This is a genomic window from Mycobacterium sp. NGS62, from assembly GCF_059812285.1.
The window spans coordinates 178,714-201,043 of record NZ_JCALCK010000003.1 but is presented as its reverse complement, the minus strand read 5'-3'; the positions used below and the strand labels follow the sequence as shown (position 1 = coordinate 201,043).

Annotated in this window: 23 protein-coding genes; 13 read left to right on the top strand and 10 right to left on the bottom strand. The window is 66.7% G+C overall.

Annotation, left to right across the window (positions count from 1 at the left end; genetic code table 11):
- Positions 1-4 precede the first annotated feature (4 nt).
- The gene (locus AC5Y49_RS10365; protein ID WP_499886679.1) at positions 5-376 is read left to right on the top strand and encodes a nuclear transport factor 2 family protein; all 372 of its coding nucleotides are present in this window, start codon (positions 5-7) and stop codon (positions 374-376) included.
- Here AC5Y49_RS10365 and trhA read toward each other — a convergent pair.
- The gene (gene trhA / locus AC5Y49_RS10360; protein WP_499886678.1) at positions 371-1,081 is read right to left on the bottom strand and encodes a PAQR family membrane homeostasis protein TrhA; all 711 of its coding nucleotides are present in this window, start codon (positions 1,079-1,081) and stop codon (positions 371-373) included. The genes AC5Y49_RS10365 and trhA overlap by 6 nt on opposite strands.
- 110 nt (positions 1,082-1,191) lie before the next feature.
- Between trhA and AC5Y49_RS10355 the strand changes: the two genes are divergently transcribed.
- The 4 genes from AC5Y49_RS10355 to AC5Y49_RS10340 all read left to right on the top strand — a co-directional run bounded on the left by AC5Y49_RS10355 (position 1,192) and on the right by AC5Y49_RS10340 (position 4,411).
- On the top strand, positions 1,192-1,983 hold the full coding sequence (locus AC5Y49_RS10355; RefSeq protein ID WP_499886677.1) for a (2Z,6E)-farnesyl diphosphate synthase: 792 nt from the start codon (positions 1,192-1,194) through the stop codon (positions 1,981-1,983).
- 72 nt (positions 1,984-2,055) lie between these two features.
- Positions 2,056-2,472, top strand: coding sequence for a hypothetical protein (locus tag AC5Y49_RS10350; RefSeq protein ID WP_499886676.1), 417 nt, complete (start codon positions 2,056-2,058; stop codon positions 2,470-2,472).
- Positions 2,473-2,516: 44 nt separating this feature from the next.
- Positions 2,517-3,866 (top strand): hypothetical protein, encoded by a 1,350-nt coding sequence (locus AC5Y49_RS10345; protein ID WP_499886675.1) that lies wholly within the window; start codon positions 2,517-2,519, stop codon positions 3,864-3,866.
- 125 nt (positions 3,867-3,991) lie between these two features.
- Complete coding sequence (locus tag AC5Y49_RS10340) at positions 3,992-4,411, top strand: hypothetical protein (protein WP_499886674.1); 420 nt, start codon at positions 3,992-3,994, stop codon at positions 4,409-4,411.
- 148 nt (positions 4,412-4,559) lie between these two features.
- Here the strand turns inward: AC5Y49_RS10340 and coaA are convergent, their stop codons facing one another.
- Complete coding sequence (gene coaA, locus AC5Y49_RS10335) at positions 4,560-5,498, bottom strand: type I pantothenate kinase (RefSeq protein WP_499886672.1); 939 nt, start codon at positions 5,496-5,498, stop codon at positions 4,560-4,562.
- A gap of 42 nt (positions 5,499-5,540) precedes the next feature.
- Between coaA and AC5Y49_RS10330 the strand changes: the two genes are divergently transcribed.
- The 6 genes from AC5Y49_RS10330 to AC5Y49_RS10305 all read left to right on the top strand — a co-directional run bounded on the left by AC5Y49_RS10330 (position 5,541) and on the right by AC5Y49_RS10305 (position 12,945).
- A complete protein-coding gene (locus AC5Y49_RS10330) occupies positions 5,541-6,752 on the top strand; it encodes a DUF885 domain-containing protein (protein WP_499886670.1) in 1,212 nt (403 codons plus the stop codon).
- A 4-nt stretch (positions 6,753-6,756) separates the two neighbouring features.
- Entirely contained in the window at positions 6,757-8,184 is a 1,428-nt protein-coding gene (locus tag AC5Y49_RS10325) for a glycine hydroxymethyltransferase (protein ID WP_499886668.1), read from the top strand.
- A 58-nt stretch (positions 8,185-8,242) separates the two neighbouring features.
- Positions 8,243-9,523, top strand: a complete 1,281-nt coding sequence (glyA, locus tag AC5Y49_RS10320) for a serine hydroxymethyltransferase (RefSeq protein ID WP_499887239.1) — start codon at positions 8,243-8,245, stop codon at positions 9,521-9,523.
- Positions 9,524-9,577: 54 nt separating this feature from the next.
- Complete coding sequence (locus AC5Y49_RS10315; RefSeq protein ID WP_499886667.1) at positions 9,578-10,402, top strand: acyl-ACP desaturase; 825 nt, start codon at positions 9,578-9,580, stop codon at positions 10,400-10,402.
- Positions 10,403-10,731: 329 nt separating this feature from the next.
- Entirely contained in the window at positions 10,732-12,039 is a 1,308-nt protein-coding gene (gene phoH2 / locus AC5Y49_RS10310; RefSeq protein WP_499886665.1) for an RNA 5'-3' helicase PhoH2, read from the top strand.
- Between the two features lie 24 nt (positions 12,040-12,063).
- A complete protein-coding gene (locus tag AC5Y49_RS10305) occupies positions 12,064-12,945 on the top strand; it encodes a polysaccharide deacetylase family protein (protein WP_499886663.1) in 882 nt (293 codons plus the stop codon).
- Positions 12,946-12,948: 3 nt separating this feature from the next.
- Here the strand turns inward: AC5Y49_RS10305 and AC5Y49_RS10300 are convergent, their stop codons facing one another.
- From AC5Y49_RS10300 to glpX, 3 genes are read right to left on the bottom strand one after another with little or no spacing between them, the layout of a single operon-like run.
- Positions 12,949-13,419, bottom strand: a complete 471-nt coding sequence (locus tag AC5Y49_RS10300) for an ester cyclase (RefSeq protein ID WP_499886661.1) — start codon at positions 13,417-13,419, stop codon at positions 12,949-12,951.
- A complete protein-coding gene (locus tag AC5Y49_RS10295; protein ID WP_499886660.1) occupies positions 13,416-14,822 on the bottom strand; it encodes a class II fumarate hydratase in 1,407 nt (468 codons plus the stop codon). The genes AC5Y49_RS10300 and AC5Y49_RS10295 overlap by 4 nt, the downstream gene beginning before the upstream one ends.
- A gap of 28 nt (positions 14,823-14,850) precedes the next feature.
- Positions 14,851-15,900: a class II fructose-bisphosphatase gene (gene glpX, locus AC5Y49_RS10290; RefSeq protein ID WP_499886658.1), complete on the bottom strand. Its 1,050-nt coding sequence runs from the start codon at positions 15,898-15,900 to the stop codon at positions 14,851-14,853.
- A 54-nt stretch (positions 15,901-15,954) separates the two neighbouring features.
- Between glpX and AC5Y49_RS10285 the strand changes: the two genes are divergently transcribed.
- Both AC5Y49_RS10285 and AC5Y49_RS10280 read left to right on the top strand, forming a co-directional pair.
- Positions 15,955-16,587 (top strand): DUF4245 domain-containing protein, encoded by a 633-nt coding sequence (locus tag AC5Y49_RS10285; RefSeq protein WP_499886656.1) that lies wholly within the window; start codon positions 15,955-15,957, stop codon positions 16,585-16,587.
- A gap of 12 nt (positions 16,588-16,599) precedes the next feature.
- Positions 16,600-17,400 carry a dienelactone hydrolase family protein gene (locus tag AC5Y49_RS10280; protein ID WP_499886654.1) on the top strand — a complete coding sequence of 267 codons (801 nt, stop codon included), beginning with the start codon at positions 16,600-16,602 and terminating at the stop codon, positions 17,398-17,400.
- On the opposite strand, the gene AC5Y49_RS10275 is transcribed toward AC5Y49_RS10280, so the two are convergent.
- From AC5Y49_RS10275 to AC5Y49_RS10255, 5 genes are read right to left on the bottom strand one after another with little or no spacing between them, the layout of a single operon-like run.
- Positions 17,381-18,490, bottom strand: coding sequence for an AI-2E family transporter (locus AC5Y49_RS10275; protein WP_499886652.1), 1,110 nt, complete (start codon positions 18,488-18,490; stop codon positions 17,381-17,383). The two genes, AC5Y49_RS10280 and AC5Y49_RS10275, sit on opposite strands and share 20 nt — an antisense overlap.
- On the bottom strand, positions 18,487-19,323 hold the full coding sequence (locus AC5Y49_RS10270) for an SDR family NAD(P)-dependent oxidoreductase (protein ID WP_499886650.1): 837 nt from the start codon (positions 19,321-19,323) through the stop codon (positions 18,487-18,489). The genes AC5Y49_RS10275 and AC5Y49_RS10270 overlap by 4 nt, the downstream gene beginning before the upstream one ends.
- Positions 19,320-20,078 carry an SDR family NAD(P)-dependent oxidoreductase gene (locus AC5Y49_RS10265; protein ID WP_499886648.1) on the bottom strand — a complete coding sequence of 253 codons (759 nt, stop codon included), beginning with the start codon at positions 20,076-20,078 and terminating at the stop codon, positions 19,320-19,322. Before AC5Y49_RS10265 ends, AC5Y49_RS10270 begins: the two co-directional genes overlap by 4 nt.
- Positions 20,075-21,142, bottom strand: a complete 1,068-nt coding sequence (locus AC5Y49_RS10260; RefSeq protein WP_499886646.1) for an NAD-dependent epimerase/dehydratase family protein — start codon at positions 21,140-21,142, stop codon at positions 20,075-20,077. The genes AC5Y49_RS10265 and AC5Y49_RS10260 overlap by 4 nt, the downstream gene beginning before the upstream one ends.
- Positions 21,143-21,191: 49 nt before the next feature.
- Complete coding sequence (locus AC5Y49_RS10255; protein ID WP_499886644.1) at positions 21,192-22,301, bottom strand: 3-beta-hydroxysteroid dehydrogenase; 1,110 nt, start codon at positions 22,299-22,301, stop codon at positions 21,192-21,194.
- Positions 22,302-22,330 lie beyond the last annotated feature (29 nt).

Genomic DNA, 22,330 nt, shown 5'->3' with positions numbered 1-22,330 from the left:
TGACATGCCGAGTGCTGAAACCATCGCCGACACCGTCAACCGTTACATCAGCCTGGTCGCCAAGGGCAGCGCCGACGACATCGTTGAGCTCTACGCCGACGACGCCACCGTCGAGGATCCGGTCGGCGGCGAGGTACACATCGGTCGACAGGCCATCCGCGGCTTCTATGCGGCGCTGGAATCCGGCGAACGGGACTGCGAGCTGGTGACACTGCGGGTCGCCGGTAACGAGGCGGCCTTCCACTTCAGGCTGACAGTGGCATACGGCGACAGCCGGATGGTGATCGAGCCGATCGACGTGATGGTGTTCGGCGACGACGGCAAGGTAGCCGGGATGAAGGCCTACTGGTCGCCGGAGAACGTCACGCAGTTATAGCGGGTGGCCGACGTAAAACACCGCAAACCACATGGCGATGTAGTGGCAGATCGCGGCCAGCGCAGTCAGGCCGTGAAAGAACTCGTGGTATCCGAACGTGGCCGGCCACGGGTCGGGCCAGCGCAGTCCGTACAGCACGCCGCCGACGCTGTATAGCACGCCGCCGACCGCCAGCAACACCATCGCGGCAACCCCGGCGGTGTGCACGATCGTCGGGGCGAACCACACCGCCACCCAGCCCAGCAGCAGGTACAGCGGGACGCCGACCCAGCGTGGTGCCGTAGGCCAGCACATCTTCAACAAGATCCCCGCCACTGCACCGCCCCACACGATCCACAGCACCAGCAGGCCGGTGTCATGCGGCATGGCCAGCCTTGCGAACGGCGTGTAACTGCCGGCGATGAACACGAAAATCATCGAGTGGTCCAGCCGCTTCATTCGCTTGCGGGCTATCACCGATTTCCACTGGACGCGGTGATAGGTGGCGCTGACGGCGAACATCGCCACCGTGGCCGCGGCGTAGATCAGCGTCGCGTGGCCGGCGCGGCGCGATTCGGCCGCCCATGACACCGATACCAGCGCTGCGCCGCAGATGAGCGCCAACCAGGCGGAGTGGAAGTGGATCCAGCCGCGCATCCGGGGCTTGATCAGGACTTGGGCGGCGCCCTCGACGATGTCGTCGGCCACTTCCTGGACAGCCGCCATCGGTCCAGACTGATCAGATCGCGAAGCGGCGTCGGTCTGGCTCGATGTGCCTTTCCGGGACTCTCCGGGATTGCCGGTAACCATTGCCCCTCACAGTAATCTGGTTCTTCGTGGACATCATCCCGCCACGGCTCAAGGAACCGCTGTATCGCATCTATGAATTGCGGCTGCGGCAGGGCCTGGCTGCTTCCCGGTCGGCGCTGCCCCGCCACATCGCGGTGCTGTGCGACGGGAACCGGCGCTGGGCGCGCAGCGCGGGCTACGACGATGTCAGCTACGGCTACCGGATGGGCGCGATCAAAATCGCCGAGATGCTGCGCTGGTGCCAAGAAGCCGGCATCGAAATGGCCACCGTCTATCTGCTGTCCACCGAAAACCTGCAACGCGATCCCGACGAACTGGCCGCGCTCATCGAGATCATCACCGATGTGGTCGAGGAGCTCTGTGCCCCGGTGAACCACTGGAGTGTGCGCACGGTCGGAGATTTGGAGCTGGTCGGCGAAGAGCCCGCGCGGCGGCTGCGCGAGGCCGTCGAGTCCACCCGCGAGAAGAACGGCGGCTTTCATGTCAACGTGGCGGTCGGTTATGGCGGCCGCCAGGAGATCGCCGACGCGGTGCGCGGCCTGTTGAACAAGGAACTCGCCAACGGAGCCAGTGCCGAGGAACTCGTCGAGGCGGTCACCGTCGACGCGATCTCGGAAAACCTGTACACCTCCGGGCAGCCCGACCCCGATCTGGTCATCCGGACATCGGGGGAGCAGCGGCTGTCGGGCTTCCTGCTCTGGCAGAGCGCCTACTCGGAGATGTGGTTCACCGAGGCGCACTGGCCGGCGTTCCGTCGAGTCGACTTTCTGCGCGCGCTGCGCGACTACAGCCAGCGCCACCGCCGCTACGGCGGATAACGCAGCGTAGCTGGCAGCGTTTGGCAGCGCCGTGCCTGGAGTTGGCACTGCTGGCGGCCGCACCATCGGCACATGACCCGCGAAATAATTTCAGGTAGTCACAACCGCCCCCTGCTGGGAGGTGACCGCGGGCGCTGGCAATCGATCGCTGCCGACCTGGCGTTCTGGAGCCTCGCGGGCGCGATCGTCGCCGCACTATCTGGACCGCTCGGTGACTGGTGGAGCGTGCCGCAGCCGGTGTTGCTTGCCGGTGGGCTGGCGTTTCTCGTCGGCGGTGTCGGCCTACTGTTCTGGCTGAACCGGATGCGCCCGATTCCGCGCCGCCTGGTGCGGGGATTCGGGGCGTTCAACTTCGTCTTCGCCCCGGTCGTGTGGGTGACGGCACTGTATGGCTGGTTGCCGCTCAGTGCGTCGGGTAACTGGGCGCTCGTCGCCGCCGGCGGGATCGCCGTTGTGCTCGGCGGCTGGCAGTTGAACGCTTCGCGCTGAAGACACGCGCGGTGAGTGCGTGGTGCGCGTGCCACACTTGATCCATGGCTGCGCTGTCTGCGGTGGTGTTCGCGCTGAGCTGGTGGCTGGGCGCGTATCTGCTGGCCCGTGATCCGCGCAAGCCCGCGCTGGTGTTGGCGGCGACGGGACTGTGTAGCTTCGCGGCCGTCGTGGCGCTGGACGCGGTGCGGCTGGCGACGCACAGCGGCTTGCTCAGCCAGGTTGAGATCTACTTGGCGGCTGTTCCCGGCGTGGCGTGGTTCGCGGTGCTGCTGGAGTTAGCGCGACCGTGCGACCACTGGTCTAGCCGCGCCCGCGAGCTGCTCCTGGTCGGCGGGGTCGCGGCCGCCGTCCTGGTCGGAGCGACGATGGCCGGCAGCGTCGACGGGCCGGTCCGGTCCGGCCATTGGGTGATGTTTGCGGTGGTATCGCTTTCCACCCTCGGCGCAATGGCCAAGGCGTTGGTCCGGCCCGCCCAACCGGTCCCGGTCGCCGGGTTGGTCGTCGTCGCGACGCTGTTCTTCGCGCTGAGCAACGCCATCCTGATCATTCCGCTGGGCTTGTTGCCCAGCTGGCTGGCGCTGGCGTCGACGGGATGCGACGTGCTGGCGCTCGGTGTGGCGGTGGCGTTGTGGGACGCCTTCGACGAGGGTCAGGCGCTGCGGGCCGACATGCTGCGCTCGTTCTGGGGCAGCGTCGCGGTGGCGGTGCTGTTCGGCGGTCAGGTGCTCATCGGGATCGCGTTGACAAGCCAGCAGCCCGCGCTGATGGTGCTGCTGTTTACCAGTTTGGCGATCGCGATCGACGTGCAGGTCCTTGCCGACCCGCTGGCGGGGCTGCTGGACCGGCTCGCTTTCTCGCGTTCGCCGACGCTGCGCGCCGACCGGGCGACGTTGCGCCGCACCGAATCAGCGCTGCCGCTGCGCTCGGGTCACCCGCTCGACGGTGTCGACGACGACAGCTTCGCCCGGCTCACCCGGCGCGCGCTGGGTCACTACGGCGACCTGTCTAAGCTGGTCGCCAGTCCGCTGACCGCGCTGCCCACCATCGACCAGCGACTGGCCGCCCGCGGGGCGCCCGACCAGCCGCTGGAGCGGGCCATCGAACTCAAGGCGCTGCTTGCCGATCGCATCACGGCGCTCAAACCGCGGGATGGCGGCGACTTCGGCACCACCGAGCAATGGCGCTACTACAACGCGCTGTATTTCCCGTATGTCGTCGGCGTGCGCGCTTATGCGCAGAACGCCACGGCCGCCGGACTGGATCCGACGGCCCGGCAAGCCTGGCAGTGGTTGGTCACCGAAGTGCCGCAGCGGTCGCTGCACAACTGGCAGAACGCCGCCGCCCGGCTGATCGCTGCCGACCTGCGTGGCCGGGTGCCCGTTTCGAGCTAGCGCAGTCGCCCGTCGAAAGCCGGTTGACCTGCGCATGGCATCACTTGGCAGTGTCACGCGTCGATCTGGCAGTCGCCGAACGGCACGCTCAGAGGTGTTCGACCCACCACCCAAGGAGTTTTGACATGACCGCCGTTACCGGATTACCTACCCGGCCCTTGGCCGACTCGACCGACTCGCTGTTGCGGTTCGCCATGCGCGCCGACGCCACCTTGACCGGGCTGGCGGGCCTGGCCGTCGCTGTTGCCGCCGACCCGATCTCGTCGCTGACCGGACTGAGCTCCGTGCAGGAGTACGCGCTGGGCGCATTCTTCGTGCTCTACGGGCTCGTGGTGTTCAGCGTGGCCGCATTGCCCAACCTGCGCCGGGCCGGCATCGGCGTCGCGATCGCCAACATCGTGTTCACCGTGGCGACGGTTGCTGTCGTGGCGGCCGACTGGCTGCCGTTGACTGCAACCGGTGTTGCCGCAACGTTGGCCAGCGGGGTGTACACCGCGTTCTTCGGCTACCTGCAATACCTCGGAGTGCGCCGCCTGTCGGCGTGACTCCCTCCGGTGTCGGTGCGGGGCGCCGCCGTTTGAGGTTTACGGTGCGCGGCCCCGCACCGGCTCATGTCTAACCCGCGCCGAGCGTCGAGTTGTCGGGCGAAAACCCCGGATTTTTCACAACAACTCGACGTTCGGCGCCCAACGACTACAGCTTGCGCAGACGCAGCCGGTTGATGGAGTGGTCGGCGTCTTTGCGCAGCACCAGAGTGGCCCGCGGCCGGGTGGGCAGGATGTTTTCGACCAGGTTGGGCCGGTTGATGGAGCGCCAGATGTCGCGGGCGGCGACGACGGCCTGCGGGTCGTTCAACCCGGCGTAGTGGTGGAAGTGCGAGGCCGGGTTGGCGAAGGCCGTGGAGCGCATCGCCAAGAACCGCGACACGTACCACTGCTCGATGTCCTCGATCCGTGCGTCGACATACAGCGAGAAGTCGAACAGGTCCGACACCATCAACGTCGGCCCGGTCTGCAGCACGTTGAGGCCCTCGAGGATCAGGATGTCGGGGTGGCGCACCACGTGTTTGGCGCCGCGCACGATGTCGTAGTGCAGGTGTGAATAGACCGGCGCGCAGGCGTACTCCGAACCGGACTTCACCGAGGTGACGAAACGCATCAGCGCACGCCTGTCGTAGCTTTCCGGGAAACCCTTGCGGTGCATGAGGTTCCGCCGCTCCAGCTCGGCGTTGGGATAGAGGAAGCCGTCGGTGGTGACCAGGTCGACCCGCGGGTGGTGGTCCCAGCGGGCCAACAGCGCCTGTAGCAAACGGGCGGTGGTCGACTTGCCGACCGCCACGCTGCCGGCCACCCCGATGATGAAGGGCACCGGTCGGTCGGGGTTTTGCTGCGGCTCGCCGAGGAATTCGGCGGTCGCGGCGAACAGCCGCTGACGCGCGGCGACCTGCAGGTGCAACAGCCGGGCCAGCGGTAGGTAGACCTCTTCGACTTCCAGCAGGTCAACCTGCTCGCCCAGACCACGCAGCGCGACCACTTCTTCTTCGGTCAGCGGCAGCGGCGTGGACATGCGCAACGCACGCCACTGACGTCGGTCGAACTCCACATAGGGGCTCGGCTCGCTCAGCCGCGGCATAGCGTCAGTCTTGCAGGGGCGACGCGGATAGCGTTAACCGGTATGGAGCCCGCCACGCTGATCCGTGAGTACTTGCTGCTGGGTTTGCGCTTCGACCGGGTCGAGACCGGCTACGTCGACGCGTTCACCGGCGATCCCGCGCTGCGCCGGGAGGTGGCCAACGAACCGGCGCCGGACCCGGCCGACCTTGTCCGGCAAGCCGAACGGCTGAGCGCACTTCTGCCAGACATTCCGCGCCGCAACGGATTTGACCAGGCCCGCGCCGACTACCTCGGCGCTCACCTGCGTGCGCTGGCCTGTGCCGGGCGGAAATTCGCCGGAGAAGATGTCGGCTTCGTGCAGGAGGTGCGCGACTACTTCGACGTCGACATCGCCAAGGGAGACCCCGACACCTATCGGCAGGCGCACACCCGGCTCGACGAGGTGCTGGGCGGCAGCGGCCCCCTGGCTGACCGGATGGCCGCCCATCGCGGCGCCGAAGAGATCCCGCCGCAGCGGCTGGCCGAGTGCATCGACGCGTTCTCCAGCGCACTGCGCGACCGGGTGCGCAGCGAGTATCCGCTGCCCGACACCGAAACCGTCGACTATCAGGTGGTCAGTGACAAGCCGTGGTCAGGCTTCAACTACTACCTGGGCGACTACCGCTCGACGGTGGCCGTCAACGCCGACCTCAAACAACTGATGTCCAACCTGCCGCGGCTGGTCGCCCACGAGTCCTACCCGGGGCACCACACCGAGCACTGCCGCAAAGAAGCCGGGCTGGTCAATCGGCTGGGCCAGGTTGAGCAGACCATCTTTTTGGTCAACACCCCGCAGTGCCTGATCGCCGAGGGCCTGGCCGATCTGGCCCTGCACGTCGCGGTCGGCGCCGGCTGGGGCAGCTGGGCCACCGAGATCTACGCCGACCTGGGGCTGCGCTTCGACGGTGACCGGGCCGAGGCGGTGTCGGAGGCCTCGGCGGCGCTGGCCGGTGTCCGCCAGGACGCGGCATTGATGCTGCACGACGAACACCGCGACGTCGACGAGGTGACCGACTTCCTGCGGCGCTGGCTGCTGGTCAACGACACCCGCGCCCGGCAGATGCTGCGCTTCCTGTCCTCGCCGCTGTGGCGCGCCTACACCAGCACCTACGTCGAGGGTTATCGATTGCTGCGCGGGTGGCTGGATGATCGGCCGGCCGGTGTCAGTCTCATCGAACGATTCGGCCGGCTGCTCGACGAGCCGCTGATCCCGTCAGCCCTGCGCTTAGGCTGACACTATGGACGCCGAATACGCGGACACCGCGAGCGCCGCTTACCGGGCAGCGCTGCAGCTCGTCGAATCCGTCGAACCCCGGATCGCCGCCGCCACCCGCAAAGAGCTTGCCGACCAACGTGTTTCGCTCAAGCTGATCGCCAGCGAAAACTACGCGTCACCGGCGGTGCTGCTCACGATGGGTAGTTGGTTGTCGGACAAATACGCCGAGGGCACCATCGGTCACCGCTTCTACGCCGGCTGCCAGAACGTGGACACCGTCGAGACCGTCGCCGCCGAGCATGCCCGCGAGCTGTTCGATGCGCCCTACGCCTACGTGCAGCCGCATTCGGGTATCGACGCCAATCTCGTTGCCTACTGGGCCATCCTGGCCGCGCGGGTCGAGTCCCCGTCGCTGGCCGAGGCTGGCGCCAAACACGTCAACGACCTGTCCGAGCAGGACTGGGAAGCGCTGCGGCACAAGCTCGGCAACCAGCGGCTGCTGGGCATGTCGCTGGATGCCGGCGGGCACCTGACCCACGGGTTTCGGCCCAACATCTCCGGCAAGATGTTCCACCAGCGCAGCTATGGCACGGACCCCGAGACCGGGCTGCTGGATTACGACGCGGTCGCCGCGTCGGCGCGGGAATTCAAGCCGCTGGTCTTGGTCGCCGGCTACTCGGCCTACCCGCGGCGGATCAACTTCGCCACGTTGCGCCAGATCGCCGACGAGGTGGGCGCCACCCTGATGGTGGACATGGCGCACTTCGCCGGGCTGGTCGCCGGCAAGGTGTTCACCGGCGACGAGGATCCGGTTCCGCACGCCCACGTCACCACCACCACCACGCACAAGTCGCTGCGTGGACCGCGCGGCGGGTTGATCCTGGCCCAACCGGAGTACGCCGACGCCGTCGACAAAGGCTGCCCGATGGTGCTGGGCGGGCCGCTGGCACACGTCATGGCCGCCAAGGCAGTTGCCCTGGCCGAGGCTCGCCGCCCGGCGTTCCGGGGCTACGCCCAGCAGGTTGCCGACAACGCGCAGGCGCTGGCCGAAGGGTTCCTCAAGCGAAAGGCGCGGTTGGTCACCGGTGGCACTGACAACCACATCGTGCTGCTGGACGTCACGTCGTTCGGGCTGACCGGGCGGCAGGCCGAATCCGCGCTGCTGGATTCCGGGGTCGTCACCAACCGCAATTCCATCCCCGCCGACCCCAACGGCGCCTGGTACACCAGCGGTATCCGATTCGGCACCCCGGCGCTGACCACCCGCGGGTTCGGCACCGACGACTTCGACCGGGTGGCCGAACTCGTGGTCGACGTGCTGGCTAACACCACACCGCAGGGCACATCGAAAGCCAAATACACCTTGGCCGACGGCACCGCCGACCGGGTGCACGCTGCCGCAGCCGAACTGCTGGCCGCCAACCCGCTCTATCCGGGGCTGACCGTATAGGGCCCTACATGCCAGACTGGCCGACGTGACTGCTGCACCCGACACCGCTACGTCCGTGATGTCTGCCCCGCTCACCGAGGTCGACCCCGATGTCGCCGACCTGCTGGGCAAAGAGCTCGGCCGGCAGCGTGACACGTTGGAGATGATCGCCTCGGAGAACTTCGTGCCGCGCTCGGTGCTGCAGGCCCAGGGCAGCGTGCTGACCAACAAATACGCCGAGGGATTGCCCGGCCGGCGCTACTACGGCGGATGTGAACACGTCGACGCGGTGGAGAACATCGCCCGCGACCGCGCCAAATCGCTGTTCGACGCCGAATTCGCCAATGTGCAGCCGCATTCGGGCGCCCAGGCCAACGCAGCGGTGCTGCACGCTCTGATGACACCGGGGGAGCGGCTGCTGGGCCTGGATCTGGCCAACGGTGGCCATCTGACTCACGGCATGCGGCTGAACTTCTCCGGCAAGCTCTACGACGTCGGCTTCTACGGTGTCGACCCCGCGACGCATCTGATCGACATGGACGCCGTACGGGCCAAGGCCCGCGAGTTCCGCCCGAAGGTGATCATCGCCGGCTGGTCGGCCTATCCACGAATCCTCGACTTCGCGGCGTTCCGCTCGATCGCTGACGAGGTCGACGCCACGCTGTGGGTGGACATGGCCCACTTCGCCGGCCTGGTCGCTGCAGGGCTGCACCCGTCGCCGGTGCCGCATGCCCAGCTGGTGTCCACCACCGTGCACAAAACACTGGGCGGGCCGCGGTCGGGCCTGATCGTCGGTAAGCAGGAATATGCCAAGGCGGTCAACTCCGCGGTGTTCCCCGGGCAGCAGGGCGGGCCGCTGATGCACGTGATCGCGGCCAAGGCGGTGGCCCTCAAGATCGCCGGCTCGCCGGAGTTCGCCGAGCGCCAGCAACGCACGCTGACTGGGGCGCGCATCCTCGCCGAGCGGTTGCTGGCAGCTGACGTCGCCAAGGCCGGGGTGTCGGTGGTCAGTGGCGGCACCGATGTCCACCTGGTGCTCGTCGACCTGCGGAACTCTCCGCTGGATGGGCAGATGGCCGAGGATCTGCTGCACCAGGTTGGCATCACCGTCAATCGGAACGCAGTGCCGAACGACCCCCGACCGCCGATGGTGACGTCCGGGCTGCGGATCGGTACACCGGCACTGGCCACCCGCGGCTTCGGCGACGTCGAGTTCAGCGAGGTCGCCGACATCATCGGCACCGCGCTGGCCGGCGGCGAGGCGGCCGACGTGCCAGCGCTGCGGGACCGCGTGACCCGGCTGGCCAGGGCATTTCCGCTCTATGACGGGCTTGAGGACTGGAAGCTGATCGGCTCCTGACGACACGTCCGGGATGATTTCACGAAAGATGTGAACCTGGGTTACAGTTACTTTATGGCACAGAAACCTGTAGCTAATGCACTGATCCTGGAGCTCGATCCGGTGGTCGAGGCAAACCTGGACCGCCATCTGACCACCGAGGACATCTGGTTCGCGCACGACTACGTGCCATTCGAGCAGGGCGAGAACTTCGCTTTCCTTGGTGGACGCGACTGGGAACCGTCGCAGGCGTCGCTGCCGCGGCTGATCACCGACGCCTGCGAGATCCTGCTCATCACCAAGGACAACCTCGCCGGCTACCACCGCGAGCTCGTCGAGCATTTCATCCTCGAAGACTGGTGGGGCCGCTGGCTTGGCCGGTGGACCGCCGAGGAGCATCTGCACGCCATCGCATTGCGTGAGTACTTGGTGGTGACCCGAGAAGTGGACCCGACCGCCAACGAGCAGGTCCGGGTGGAGCACGTGATGAAGGGCTACCGCGCCGATCGCTTAAGTCAGGTCGAGACCCTGGTGTTCATGGCGTTTTTCGAGCGTGCCCACGCGGTGTTCTGCCGTAACCTGGCGGCGCAGATCGAAGAGCCCGTGCTGGCCGGGCTGATCACCCGGATCGCCAAAGACGAAGAGCGCCATGAGGAGTTCTTTGCAAACATCGTGGCGCACTGCCTGGAGTACACCCGCGACGAGACGCTGGCCGCGATCGCCGCTCGCGCAGCCGAGCTCGGCGTCGTCGGCGGCGACATCGATGCCTACCAGGACAAGGTGCAGAGCATGGCCGACGCCGGGATTTTCGGCGACTCGCAGCTGCAGCAGGTGATTTCCGACCGCATCACAGCGTGGGGGCTGGCGGACCAGCCTGAGCTGCAGCAGTTCATCGCCTGACCCTCTTCTGTGACGAACGTGCGCAGTTGCACGTAGTCGCGCGCCGTGTCGTGTACGAACACGCACACTCGCCCTTGTTGCATCAGGCATCCGGCGCGCCTGCACGGCGGGTATGTGCCGACCGGAGTAGCGTCGCATTCGATGGCTAGCGACGTGCTCTGCTGTCCCGACGGCACCTCTTGTCACGACATCGGCAAGACCTTATGGTGGCGACCCGCTGCGCCCGGCTCCGCCGCGCTGGCGATCGCCAGGACCGCCCCCGGTCCTGGTGCCGCAGCCCCGCCGACACATCCGCGCGGGGGCCGCGCGGTTCGCGCAAGGAGCGCTCCGTGACTGATCCCCGGACGTTTGTGCTGGACACTTCGGTGCTGTTGTCCGACCCGTGGGCGTGTACCCGGTTCGCCGAACACCACGTGGTGGTGCCGCTGGTTGTGATCAGCGAACTGGAAGCCAAACGCCATCACCACGAGCTCGGTTGGTTCGCCCGCCAGGCGCTGCGCTTGTTCGACGACCTTCGGCTGGAGCACGGACGGCTTGATCAGCCCATTGCCGTTGGCGCGCAAGGCGGTACGGTGCACGTCGAGCTCAACCACACCGATCCGGCGGTGTTGCCGGTGGGTTTCCGCACCGACAGCAATGACTCGCGGATCCTCAGTTGTGCGGCCAACCTTGCCGCCGAAGGCAAGCGGGTCACGTTGGTGAGCAAGGACATTCCGCTGCGGGTCAAAGCCGGTGCCGTCGGCTTGGCCGCCGACGAATATCACGCGCAGGACGTCGTCACGTCCGGATGGACCGGGATGGCAGAGATCGAAGCCGCGGCCGAGGACATCGACGCTCTCTTCGCCGACGGCGAAATCGATCTGGCGGCTGCCCGAGACCTGCCGTGCCACACCGGGATCCGCTTGCTGGGCGGCAGTTCGCATGCGCTCGGGCGAGTCAACGTGCACAAGCAGGTTCAACTGGTACGCGGTGACCGCGAGGTGTTCGGGCTGCGCGGTCGCTCCGCCGAGCAGCGGGTGGCACTGGACCTGTTGCTCGACGAGTCGGTGGGCATTGTGTCGCTGGGCGGCAAAGCCGGCACCGGTAAGTCGGCGTTGGCGCTGTGCGCGGGTCTGGAAGCGGTGCTGGAACGGCGAACTCACCGCAAAGTGGTGGTCTTCCGCCCGCTGTATGCGGTTGGCGGCCAGGAGTTGGGCTACCTGCCCGGCAGCGAGAGCGACAAGATGGGCCCGTGGGCGCAGGCGGTCTTCGACACCCTCGAGGGTCTGGCCAGCCCAGCGGTGCTCGAGGAGGTGCTATCCCGGGGCATGCTCGAGGTGCTGCCGTTGACCCACATCCGGGGCCGCTCATTGCACGACTCGTTCGTGATCGTCGACGAGGCGCAATCGCTGGAACGCAACGTGCTGCTGACAGTGCTGTCCCGGCTGGGCGCAGGATCGCGAGTCGTTCTGACCCATGACGTAGCTCAGCGCGACAACCTGCGAGTGGGCCGCCACGACGGCGTCGCAGCCGTGATCGAGAAGCTCAAAGGACATCCGCTGTTCGCGCATATCACGCTGCTGCGCAGCGAACGGTCGCCGATCGCCGCGCTGGTCACCGAGATGCTGGAGGAGATCAGCCAGGGGCCGCTGCCGTAGCGGCGGCCGCGGTAGGCTGCCAGCGTGCCGAGACTCTGCGACAGCCCGGCCTGGCGGTACTGGCGTACGGTTCTCGGTGTCGTCGCGGCCACCGGTGTGCTGGTGATCGGGGCGTGCACGGGCCATGTACGACGGGCCGACGCCGATAACGTCGACTGCGCGCAACTCAAGTGTGTGGCGCTGACATTCGACGACGGCCCCAGCCCGTTTACCGATCGGCTGTTGGAAACCCTGCAGCAGAACAACGCCGAGGCCACCTTCTTCCTGATCGGCAACAAGGTCGCCGCCAACCCGGCGGGCGCCAAGCGTATTGCCGAGGCGGGCATGGAGATCGGTAACCACACCTGGGAACACCCCAACATGACGACGACCCCGCCCGCCGATGTCCCCGGCCAGCTGTCGAAAGCCAACGACGCGATCCGCGCGGCCACCGGCATGACGCCGACGCTGTGGCGGCCCCCCGGCGGGCTGACCAACGCGGCGGTGAACCAGGATGCCGCCAAACTCGGTCAGGCCGCCATTCTCTGGGATGTCATCCCGTATGACTGGATCAACGACTCCGACACCGCAGCCACTCGCGCGGTGCTGATGACGCAGATCAAGCCGGGCTCGGTGGTGTTGTTCCACGACACCTACTCGTCTACTGTCGACCTGGTCTACCAGTTCATTCCGGTGCTCAAGGCCAACGGCTACCACCTGGTGACGGTCAGTCAGCTGCTGGGACCGCGCGCGCCGGGCAGTGTCTACGGCAGCCGAGAGAACGGCCCGCCCGCCAACGATTTGCACGACATCCCGGCCGCCGAGATTCCGTCGCTGCCCAATACGCCGTCGCCCCAGCCGATGCCCAACTTCCCGATCACCGACATCCCCGGCGCCAATTCGGGCGGGCCGAACAACGGCAGCTGAGGACTATCTGCCCGGGTCCGGCAACTCGCCGGCAGCAGCGAGCGTCAGCAGTTCACTACGTCCGATTTGGCTGAGCAGACTGGCCGAGTCGAAGTAGATGCGCTCGTTGGTGATTCGATCGCCGTCAAAGAAGAACACCGCGATGATCGGAACCCGAAACGCCTTGCCGGTCGGCGGCAGGCCGTAAAACTCGCCGAGATTGGTGCCCAGCAGGTCGAATTCGGTGATGACCGCGTCGTCGGCGACGTGGTATCGGACGTTGTCGTGGCGTTGGTCGGGGAACGCGGTCCGGGTGGTCCGGTAGTACCCCATCACTTCGTCGTCACCGTCGAAGACCTGGCCGGTGGCCATGATCTCGTAGCGCGGGTGCCCGTTGAACGTTGCCAGCGTGCGGTCGAACTCCTTGGTCACCTCGGTGTCCATGTGCTCTTCGATGGTCGCCAGCCGGCGCCGCCGAAGCTCGTCGCTGATCATCGCGACTCGTCGGCCACCCTGGACATCGCCAGCACGTCGAGACGACGGTCGAGCTCTTCCTCGGAAAGCTTGTCGCCGATCAGCCCGCGGTCGATCACGGTCTGACGGATGGTCTTGCGCTCCTTGAGTGCTTCTTTGGCCACCGCGGCAGCCTCCTCGTAGCCGATCGCCGAGTTCAGCGGTGTCACGATCGACGGCGACGACTCGGCCAGCTCGCGCAGCCGCTCGACATTGGCCGCCAGCCCGGTGATGCACCGCTCGGCGAACAGCCGCGACACATTGGTCAGCAGCTTGAACGACTCCAGCATGTTGCGCGCCATCATCGGGATGTAGACGTTGAGCTCGAACGCGCCGTTGGCCCCGCCCCAGGCGATCGCCGAGTCGTTACCGATCACCTGGGCGGCAACCTGCGTAACAGCTTCCGGCAGTACCGGATTCACTTTACCGGGCATGATCGAGCTGCCCGGCTGCAGATCGGGCAGCTGAACTTCGCCCAACCCGGTCAGCGGCCCCGATCCCATCCAGCGGATGTCGTTGGCGATCTTGGTCAGCGACACCGCGATCGTCCGCAGTGCGCCGGACGCTTCGACCAGTCCGTCGCGGGCGGCTTGGGCCTCGAAAGAGTTGGACGCCGAACGCAATTCAGCCAGACCGGTGCGGTCGGCCAGCACCTCGACCACCTTGGCGCCGAAGCCGTCGGGCGCGTTGAGGCCGGTGCCGACCGCAGTACCGCCGATTGCCAGCTCTCCTAGCCGCGGCAGGGTCGCCTGCACCCGCTCGATACCCGCTTCGATCTGGCGGGCGTATCCGGAGAACTCCTGGCCCAGTGTCACCGGCACCGCATCCATCAAATGCGTGCGGCCCGACTTCACCACCGTGCGCCACTCGCGGGCCTTGGCGGACAGCGCGTCATGCAGCACCTGCAGCGCCGGGATCAGGTGGCGCACGGCGGCTTCGGTGGCCGCGATGTGGGTAGCGGTCGGGAAAGTGTCGTTCGACGACTGCGACATGTTGACGTCGTCGTTGGGGTGCACCGTGACACCGTTGGCCCCCGCGATCGACGCGATCACCTCGTTGGTGTTCATGTTGGAACTGGTGCCCGACCCGGTTTGGAACACGTCGATGGGGAATTGGTCGTCGTGCTGGCCGTCGGCGATCTCGTTGGCGGCGGCGATGATCGCGTCGGCCTTCTCCGGCGCCAGCAACCCGAGGTCCTTGTTGACTTGCGCGCACGCGCCCTTGAGTAGACCCAACGCCCGGATCTGGGTGCGCTCCAGGCCGCGTCCCGAGATCGGGAAATTCTCTACCGCGCGCTGAGTCTGGGCACGCCACAACGCTTTTGCCGGCACCCGGACCTCGCCCATGGTGTCGTGTTCAATGCGGTATTCGGCGCTATCGGCCATAGGGGGTGATCCTCGCTAAGGTTGTCGGTTACGGCAGGGGGTATTGAGCGGTGGAGTCGCCGGTGAAGTCGATCGCGGAGTATTCGTTGAGTTTCGAGAGCCGGTGGTAGGCCTCGATCAGCCGCACCGTGCCCGACTTGGAGCGCATCACGATCGACTGGGTGGTGCAGCCGCCGGGGTAGTAGCGCACCCCCTTGAGCAGATCGCCGTCGGTGACGCCGGTGGCGCAGAAGAACACGTTGTCGCCCGACACCAGGTCCTCGGTGGTCAGCACTCGGTCGAGGTCGTAGCCGGCGTCGATCGCCTTCTGCCGTTCGGCGTCGTCGGTCGGTGCGAGCTGGGCCTGGATCTCGCCGCCCATGCACCGGAGCGCCGCGGCGGTGATGATGCCCTCCGGGGTCCCGCCGATCCCGGCCAGCATGTCGGTGCCGGATTCCGGTCGGCATGCCGAGATCGCGCCGGCGACGTCGCCGTCGGTGATCAGCCGGATCCGCGCCCCGGTGGCGCGCACGTCGTCGATCAACTGCGCGTGCCGGGGCCGATCCAGGATGCACACCGTCATATCCCGCACCGACAGGCCCTTGACCTTGGCGACCGCGCGGATGTTGTCGGCGATCGGCGCGGTGATGTCCAACACGTGGGCGGCGTCGGGACCCGTGGCGATCTTGTTCATGTAGTACACCGCCGACGGGTCGAACATCGCGCCGCGTTCGGCCACCGCCAGCACCGAGATGGCGTTGGTCATGCCTTTGCTCATCAAGGTGGTGCCGTCAATGGGGTCGACGGCGAAGTCGCAGTCCGGGCCGTCGCCGTTGCCGACTTCCTCGCCGTTGTAGAGCATCGGCGCGTGGTCCTTCTCGCCCTCGCCGATGACGACCACACCGCGCATCGACACCGAGTTGACCAGCTCGCGCATGGCGTCGACGGCAGCGCCGTCGCCACCCTCCTTGTCGCCGCGGCCCACCCAGCGGCCGGCGGCCATCGCCCCGGCCTCGGTGACCCGGACCAGCTCCATGGCCAGGTTGCGATCGGGCGCTTCGCGGCGTGAAGGCTGGCCTGGGGCGCCGGGGTCAGTCATGGCGCTCATTGTCCCAGAGGCGGGTCGACCGTCCGGAGCTGGGATACTGGCCTGGTGACCACGCAGCCGCAGCCCGCGCCTCCGCCGGCCAAGCCACGGTTGCTGCAGGACGGCCGGGACATGTTCTGGTCGCTGGTCCCGCTGGTGGTCGCGTGCATCGTGCTGGCCGGCTTGGTCGGAATGTGCACCTTCGCGCCCGGCACGAACAACCGGGGACAGGTGCCGTCCTACGACGCGGCGGCCGCGCTGCACGCAGATGCCCAGATGCTGGGATTCCCGGTCCGGCTGCCCCGGCTGCCGCAAGGCTGGCAACCCAACTCCGGAAGTCGCGGCGAGATCCCGGACGGCCGGATCGACCCGGCGACCGGTCAGAAGATGCGGGCGGTGACGTCCACGGTGGGATACATCAGCCCGACCGGCATGTATTTGAGGCTGACGCAGAGCAACGCCGATGAGGACAAGCTGGTCGGCTCGATCCATCCCTCCATGTACCCCACCGGCACCGTCGACGTCGACGGCACCGGCTGGATCGTCTACCAGGGTGACGGGAAAACCGAGGACGTGTGGACCACCCGGCTGGACAGTTCGGCCGGTCGCGCGCAGATTGCGATAACCGGTGCCGGAAACGTCGACCAGTTCCGTACGCTGGCGGCGGCCACCCAGTCACAACCACCGCTGCCGCGCTAGAAGGGACCGTCAATGACCGCACCTGAGGCCGATCTGACCGGCTGGTCGGTGTCGCCGTTCACCGGCGGCGGCTATACCCACGACGTTTACCGCAAGGGCGAGGGGCCTGGCGTGGTGCTGATCCCTGAGATACCTGGCATCCATCCCGGCGTGCTGGCCTTGGGAAATCACCTGGTGGACAACGGGTTCACGGTTGCGATGCCGTCACTGTTCGGCACCCCCGGAGCACCCCGCGACGACGTCCTGGGCATGGTAACGACACTGGCACGTGCTTGTGTGGCAAGGGAATTCGCGGCATTCGCGACCGATAAGCAGCGGCCGGTGGCGTCGTTTTTACGCGCGCTGGCCCGCGACCTCAACGCGTCGACACCCGGCAAGGGCGTCGGGGTGATCGGCCAGTGCTTCACCGGCGGTTTCGCGCTGGCCGCCGCAGTCGACGACAGTGTGCTGGCACCGGTGCTCAGCCAGCCGTCGTTGCCGTTGCCGTTGACGCCGGCGCAGCGGCGCGACCCGGGCGTTTCCCGCATCGAGCTGGACGTGGTCGCCGACCGCGCCGCCAATGAGGGGCTGTGTGCGATGGGGCTGCGCTTCAGCGAGGACAAGATGTCACCCGGCGACCGCTTCGCGACACTCAAGAAGCGGCTCGGCGGCGCGTTCGAAGTCATCGAAATCCCTTCCGGTGCAGGCAACGAGCACGGTTTCACCACGATGGCGCACTCGGTGCTGACCGACGAGGTGCGTGAGGTCGACGGCCACCCGGCCTACGAGGCCCGCAAGCGGGTGGTCGAGTTCCTCACTGCGCGGCTGGCTTAGCCGATTTCTCGGCGTGCTCGCCATTTTCGAGCTCGACGCCCTTGTACACCGCGAGATAGACCTCGATCGTGGTGACGACCACGATCATCAGCACCGGACCGATGACAATGCCCCACGGCCCGAACATCGCGATACCCGCGAACACCGACAGCAGCATCAGCGCGGAATTGAGCCGAGCATCCCGCGGCACCAGAACCGGACGCAAAAAGTTATCCAGGTTGGTGACCACGATCAGATGCCAGAGCACCACGAACACGCCGCCAAAGATGTTGCCGAAGAAGATCATCCCGATCCCGAACGGGATTGTGACAATTCCACCGCCTAACGGGATGATGGACAACGCGGTGAGCAGAATCGCAAAGATGAAGAAGCCATGGTGAAATCCGGCGATGTAGATCGACGCAGCTCCGGCTACACCCTGGCACAGCGCGATGACGAACTGGCCGCTGACCGTGCCGCGCACCATCGAGCCCATCTTGCGCAGGTACAGGTCGGTGACCTCTTCGCCGAGCGGATTGAGCTGGCGGATCAGCGTCAACAGTTTCTCGCGATGCGTCAGCATCGCGACGAACACATACAGAAAGATGATGGCCGACGTGACGGCGCCGAAGACGCTTCCGGCGGTGTCCTGCAATACGTGCAGAAACCATTCGCCGGCCTTCTGCGCAACCGTCACCATCGCTTTCCGCAGCGACTCGCCGGTAATCGTGGTGTGCACGAACGGCACCCGCGCGAGCAGGTCGTTCGCCAGGCGTAAACCCTTGTCGCCGAGCTGGCTGAGATCGGTCCGCTCGACCCATTCGGCGACGTGGGTGACCATCCGAGAGATCTGCACGATCGCCAGCAGCACCAGCAGCCCGATCGGCACGATGACGGCGACCAGCGCCGCCAGCAGCGTGCAGGTCGCCGCCAGTCCGGTCGGCAGCCGGCGGTCGAACCAGGTGAAAAGTGGTGTGAACAAATACGCCCCGACCGCGGCTACCACGATGAGCACGAAGTAGCTGCGCAGGAAGTACGCCGCGAACAGCAGGGCAATGAGTGTGAACACCGCCAGCGCCCGCTTCTGGGTGCGGGTGAATTCGGTGTTCATGGTGCAGCAGTTGATCGAGCGGCTTGCCGTGTGCGCTGCTGGCTGATGAATCTGACCGAAAATCGTTGCAGCAGCCCGGGTGCCAACCGAGCGAACAGCCAGGAGGCGTGCGCGCGTTTGGGCACCACCAATAACGCCTTGTTGCGCTGGATCGCTTTGAGCGTCTCACGGGCGAGCCGGTCGGGGTCGTGGGCGGTCTTCATGCCCTGGCCGCGAAGGTAGTAGTCGCGGCCGACGAAGCCGCCGACCGCACCCTTGTCCAGAATCGGCGTCTCGACGGCGGCCGGGCAGATCGCGAGTACGCCCACCCCGCGCGAAACCGCCTCGGACCGCAGCGCCAGCGACAGCCCGACCACCGCGTGCTTGGTCATCACGTAGCTGGTGATCTGCCCGGCCGCAGCGAGTCCGGCCATCGACGCGGTGTTGACGATGTGGCCATGCCCCTGCCGCAGCATCACCGGATAAGCGGCCGCCACGCCGTGCACGACACCGCGGATGTTGACGTCGATGATCGCGTTCCACTGGTCCAACGTCAGCAGTTCGGTGTCGCCGCCCCAGGCGATCCCGGCGTTGTTGAACATCAAATCCAACCGACCAGCCCGGTCCACGACCTGGTCGACCAAGGCTTGTACTGCGCCAGCGTCGGTGACGTCGAGGACGGCCGAGCGCGCGGTGCCGGGACCGGTGATGGCATCGGCAGTGCGTGCCGCAGCGGCGCCGTCGACGTCGGTGCACACGACGTCAGCGCCGGCGGCCACCAGTGCCCGGCACAGCGCGGCGCCGATTCCCGAGCCGCCGCCGGTGACAATCGCCTGCTTTCCAGTGAAACTCATTGCCCACCTGCCAGTCTCATCACATGCCCGTACACGTCGGGGTATCGCTTCAGGTGTGCGCCGCCGTTGAGGTCGAGCACTTCGCCGGTCAGCCACGAGGCCTTGGTCGCAAACACCACTGCGTCGGCGACGTCCTCGGGCGTGCCGGCCCGGCCGAGCGGGGTGTTTTCCAGATAGTCGTCGAGTACCCCGGGAATGAGCGTGGCCGGCTCGGTCAGCGGTGTGTGCACGAAACCGGGTGCGACGGCGTTGACCCGGACCCGGCGCGGCGCCAATTCCAGTGCGGCGACCTGGGTCAGCATCGACAGTCCGGCTTTGGCCGCGCAGTAGGCGCTCATCGCCGCCGCGGGCTGGCGGGCATTGAGCGAACTCAACGACACCAGTGCGCCACCGTCGCGTAACTGCGGCGCGCCATGCTTGATCACCAGGAAGGCGCCAGTGAGGCAGACGTCGACAACCGATCGGAATTCCTCGACCGCCAGATCGGTGATCAGTCCAACGCCGCTGAATCCCGCGGTGTTGACGACGACGTCGAGCGGACCCGACTCTGCGAATAACTCTTGAACTGAATCTTCGTCGGTGACTTCGACGGTCGTGGCTTCATGCGAACCGCGGAGTTCGGCGGCCACCGCCTGGGCGCCGTCGGTGTTGCGGTCGGCGACCGTAACGCGGCAGTCATCGGCGGCCAGTGCATGGGCGACCGCTCGTCCGATGCCGGAGGCTCCGCCGACGACGACCGCTGTCCGCTTGCTCATGCGGTGCTCCTATCGGGTCGGGAATTACCCCACTTGGCGTCGATCACGGCCCACGGGTCGGCGTAGCGGCCCGGATAGCGAAAGTAAGGCGAACGACGGTTGAGGAACCAATGCGCCAGCGGGGCGACCAGCCGTGCCGGGTAGCGTCGCCAACCCACCCGATCGGCAGTCTCGGCCAGCAGCTGTGGCCACGAAACCCGTTGGAAATCAAGCAGTCCCTGCGCTTCGGTGGTGTCCATCCAGTCGGTGTGGTACCAGCCGTCGTCGCTGGCGGGGTCGCCGACCCGGCCCGCAGGTATCCCACCGACCAATCCCATCGCGGCTGCCGTGGCCGCGGCGATATCACCCTGCAGCTGCCGGTGTGAACTGTCGCCGCCGATCAGCAGCGTCTTACCCGCGACGGGGGCCGTGGTGGCCGCGGCGAATGCGCGGGCGACGTCGCGCACGTCGACGGTCTGGACTCGCCCGTCAACGGGCAGCGATGCCGCGAAATACAACGTGTCGAGGTCCACATCGAGTTGCGGCTCTGCGGTCAGCACGCCGCCGAGCCGGAGGACAACTGCCTCCAGCCCGGAGTCGCGCACCAGGTGCTCCGATTCCACCTTGTGTGCGCCGTAATTGTCGGATGGGCGCAGCGGGGTCTCCGCGGTGAGCAAGTCGGTAATGCGATGCGGGTTGCGCGACCCGTAGGCGCCGATGCTCGACGCCAGGATGAATCGCGGCGGCTCCGGTAATGCCTTGGCGGAGTTGAGCACTAGGCCGGTGGCGTCGACGTTGACCTTGCGCGCCAGCGCCGGGCGGGCGTAGCACAGCGGCGGGATGACTGCCGCCAGATGGATGATGGTCGTTGGACGAACCGCCTGCAGGAGCGCGTCGACGGCGTCGACATCGGTCAGATCGGCCCAGCGCACCTCGACGGCCTCCGGCAGCTTGGCCGCCGCCTTGCGGTTGGCCGGCACGTCGAGGTCGGTGGCGATCACCCGGTGGCCGTCGGCACGCAGCTGTCGCACCGTTGCGGAGCCGACCAGTCCGAACGCTCCGGTGACCAGCGCAGTCTCAGCCATGGCGCATTACGCTACACGCCGACGCGGAATGGAACCGCAGTTGTAACGACTATTCAGGTGGCGGTGCAGCAACGACCGCCGCCGGACGCGGCGTAGTGGTGGCCTTGATCTGCTCGAACAACTCACAGTAATAGGACTGACAGTCGGCCGTGGCCTGCTCGGTGGTGAACAGCGGCCGGTAGCCCAAGTCACGCTCTGCCTTGGCGATGGAGAAGTAGTTGTCGAGGTAAAGACGTTCCACCGCAAGAGGTTCCAGCAGTGGCTTGGGCAGCCCGAACCGGAAGTGCAGCCGCTGCCAGATCGTCATCACCCAGCGGACCAGCGGACCGTTCACCCGCAGCCGGGGCCAGTGCTGCCCGCAGGCTTCGATCACCGGCCGGGCGAACTCGAACATGTTGATCGGCTCGCCATCGTTGACGAAGTAGGCCTGACCGGGCGCGGTACCGCCGGGCACCAAGTGCTCGCCGGCCAGGATGAAGCCGTGAATCAGGTTGTGTACGTAGGAGTTGTCCAGTTTGGCGTTCTTGCTGCCGATGAGCACCTTGACGTGACCGGCGACCACGCTCTCGAACAATTTGCGGAACATGGTCTGGTCACCACGACCCCAGATCCCGGATGGCCGAATAGAACAGGTCAGCATGTCGCCGACACCGTTCTGGGACAAGACGTATTTTTCGGCGGCGACTTTGGTTTCGGTATAGAGGTCGTTGAACCGGTCGGTGTAGGGCAGCGTTTCGTCGCCGTTGGCAATGCGCTGACCGCCCATCACCACGCTGTTGGACGCCGTGTAGACAAAGCGTTTCACTCCGGCGGCCTGCCCGGCACGCACCAGGTTCTCGGTGCCGCCGACGTTGACCGCGAAGCTGCGTTTGCGATATTCATCGGTCACCGATGCGCCGCCCATCAGCTCGATGATGGCCGCGGTGTGGATGATCGTGTCGATTCCGGCCACCGCAGCGGCGACCGTGTCAGGATCGCAGATATCGCCCTCGACGACGTCCAGCTTCGGATGGTCCGGCAAGGGCGACGGCGCCCGGTCGAAGGAGCGCACTTGATGTCCGCGCTCCAGCAGTGTGGTCACCAGGTTGGCGCCCACAAAGCCGGAGCCGCCGGTGACCAGGACGCGGCCGAGTTCAGTCGTCAACGATGCATCACCCATTCGACGAGGATAACTGAAACGTGTTCCAA

Bases quoted from the DNA above. Each gene is read 5' to 3' on its own strand.
- AC5Y49_RS10340 (WP_499886674.1), top strand. From the start codon at position 3,992: ATGACCGCCGTTACCGGATTACCTACCCGGCCCTTGGCCGACTCGACC.
- AC5Y49_RS10260 (WP_499886646.1), bottom strand. From the start codon at position 21,142: ATGGCTGAGACTGCGCTGGTCACCGGAGCGTTCGGACTGGTCGGCTCC.
- glyA (WP_499887239.1), top strand. From the start codon at position 8,243: ATGTCTGCCCCGCTCACCGAGGTCGACCCCGATGTCGCCGACCTGCTG.
- AC5Y49_RS10300 (WP_499886661.1), bottom strand. From the start codon at position 13,419: ATGATCAGCGACGAGCTTCGGCGGCGCCGGCTGGCGACCATCGAAGAG.
- AC5Y49_RS10315 (WP_499886667.1), top strand. From the start codon at position 9,578: ATGGCACAGAAACCTGTAGCTAATGCACTGATCCTGGAGCTCGATCCG.
- AC5Y49_RS10280 (WP_499886654.1), top strand. From the start codon at position 16,600: ATGACCGCACCTGAGGCCGATCTGACCGGCTGGTCGGTGTCGCCGTTC.
- AC5Y49_RS10275 (WP_499886652.1), bottom strand. From the start codon at position 18,490: ATGAACACCGAATTCACCCGCACCCAGAAGCGGGCGCTGGCGGTGTTC.
- trhA (WP_499886678.1), bottom strand. From the start codon at position 1,081: ATGGCGGCTGTCCAGGAAGTGGCCGACGACATCGTCGAGGGCGCCGCC.
- AC5Y49_RS10270 (WP_499886650.1), bottom strand. From the start codon at position 19,323: ATGAGTTTCACTGGAAAGCAGGCGATTGTCACCGGCGGCGGCTCGGGA.
- AC5Y49_RS10345 (WP_499886675.1), top strand. From the start codon at position 2,517: ATGGCTGCGCTGTCTGCGGTGGTGTTCGCGCTGAGCTGGTGGCTGGGC.
- glpX (WP_499886658.1), bottom strand. From the start codon at position 15,900: ATGACTGACCCCGGCGCCCCAGGCCAGCCTTCACGCCGCGAAGCGCCC.
- AC5Y49_RS10330 (WP_499886670.1), top strand. From the start codon at position 5,541: ATGGAGCCCGCCACGCTGATCCGTGAGTACTTGCTGCTGGGTTTGCGC.
- coaA (WP_499886672.1), bottom strand. From the start codon at position 5,498: ATGCCGCGGCTGAGCGAGCCGAGCCCCTATGTGGAGTTCGACCGACGT.
- AC5Y49_RS10255 (WP_499886644.1), bottom strand. From the start codon at position 22,301: ATGGGTGATGCATCGTTGACGACTGAACTCGGCCGCGTCCTGGTCACC.
- AC5Y49_RS10325 (WP_499886668.1), top strand. From the start codon at position 6,757: ATGGACGCCGAATACGCGGACACCGCGAGCGCCGCTTACCGGGCAGCG.
- AC5Y49_RS10295 (WP_499886660.1), bottom strand. From the start codon at position 14,822: ATGGCCGATAGCGCCGAATACCGCATTGAACACGACACCATGGGCGAG.
- AC5Y49_RS10265 (WP_499886648.1), bottom strand. From the start codon at position 20,078: ATGAGCAAGCGGACAGCGGTCGTCGTCGGCGGAGCCTCCGGCATCGGA.
- AC5Y49_RS10350 (WP_499886676.1), top strand. From the start codon at position 2,056: ATGACCCGCGAAATAATTTCAGGTAGTCACAACCGCCCCCTGCTGGGA.
- AC5Y49_RS10365 (WP_499886679.1), top strand. From the start codon at position 5: ATGCCGAGTGCTGAAACCATCGCCGACACCGTCAACCGTTACATCAGC.